The sequence below is a fragment of the Variovorax sp. 20P10.2.4 genome, from assembly GCF_058244205.1.
Window position 1 is genome coordinate 1 of sequence record NZ_JBZAYE010001110.1, and the last position, 1,364, is coordinate 1,364.

At 72.4% G+C, this 1,364-nt stretch carries 2 protein-coding genes and 1 pseudogene; all 3 read right to left on the bottom strand.

What is annotated here, in order from left to right:
• Positions 1-191 (bottom strand): annotated as a pseudogene (locus AC27VN_RS41525) (hypothetical protein); the annotation flags it as partial.
• Between the two features lie 2 nt (positions 192-193).
• A complete protein-coding gene (locus AC27VN_RS41530; RefSeq protein WP_490880518.1) occupies positions 194-670 on the bottom strand; it encodes an RNA polymerase sigma factor in 477 nt (158 codons plus the stop codon).
• Between the two features lie 109 nt (positions 671-779).
• On the bottom strand, positions 780-1,364 hold a 585-nt coding region (locus AC27VN_RS41535), incomplete at its 5' end, for a LysR substrate-binding domain-containing protein (protein ID WP_490880519.1).

The window sequence follows — 1,364 nt, forward strand, 5'->3', positions numbered from 1 at the left end:
TGCGCGGTCGCCGCGGCGTCCGCGTTGGCGGGCGACAGCGCGCGCCAGCGGCTCAGCTCGGCCTGCGCGGCGTCGGCGGCCTCGGGGCTGCCGCGGTGGATGCGGCCGATCAGCGTCAGCGCATGCTCGACCAGCGCGCGCGGCGCGCGCCGTTCGTCGGCGCCGAGCAGGGGTTGTGCGCGCGCGGCCATGGTCAGTCCGCTCCCCCGCCGTAGCCCGCGCAGTCGAGCAGGGCGCGCGTCATGTGGTGCTCGACCGCCTTCTCGCTGATCTCCATGTGGGCCGCGGTCTGCGCATAGCTCAGGCCGTGGATGCGCACGAGCAGGAAGGCATGGCGGCGCTTGCGCGGCATGGCCTCGAGCAGCGCGACCAGCCGCTGCAGCTGCTGCCGGGCCGCCACGTGGCGTTCCACCGAGGGCGCGCTGTCGGGCGCGACCAGCGCCAGCGTGTCGAGCATGCGCAGCTCGGCGGCGCGGCGCGCGGCCTGGGTGGCGAGCAGGTTGCGGCCGGTTTGGTAGAGCAGCGCGCGCGGTTCGAGCACCAGGCCGCCCGCGTCCTGGTGGCCGAGCACGCGCGCATAGGCTTCCTGCACGAGGTCGGCGGCGGTGTCGCCATCGCCGGCCTTGCGGGTGAAATAGCGCAGCAATTCTCTGTGGTAGCGCTCGAGCACGGTACACCTCAGCCGGTGTGGAAACAGGGAACTCCCGTCTTGGCTGAGATGTGGCGGCGGCTGATCCGTGGCGCGGGAGAGGGAGCGGAAATTATAGGGAGGGGCCGTGTCAGCCCGTCTTGCGCTGCATCTTGCGCGCCGTCTCCACCACCACCGCGCGCAGCGACTGCACCATCGGCTGCCCCTCCAGTTCCTTCAGCGTGAAGAAGCTCACCGGCGGCAGGTTCCAGCTCAGCCGGTAGGGCAGCGCGGCCCAGTGGCCGGCCTGTTCCATCTCCGCCACCACGTCGCGCGCGAGGATCGCGATGGCGTTGGGCTCGGTGCGCAGCACCGTCTCCATGCTGCGGATGGCGGTGGTCTCGAGCATCGGCACCGGCGGCTGCACGCCGGCGCCGACAAAGATCGCGTTGTAGGTGCGGCGCATCGGCGTGTTCGGAGGCGGCAGGATCCAGTCGAGCTGCGCGAGCCGGGCCCAGTCGAGCGGCCCGCGCGAGAGCCGCTTCGCGCTCTTGGCCGACACCACCAGGCAGGGCTCCTGCTGGTGGATCGCCTCCTGCACCAGGCCGGTGGCGTCGCCGTCGTACGAACGGCCGATCGCACAGTCGAGCTCGCGCGCGAGCAGGCCGGCCACGAGTTCGTCGGTGGTGCCCTCGCGCGTCATCACCGCCATGCGCGGCGTGCGGTCGAGCAGGTG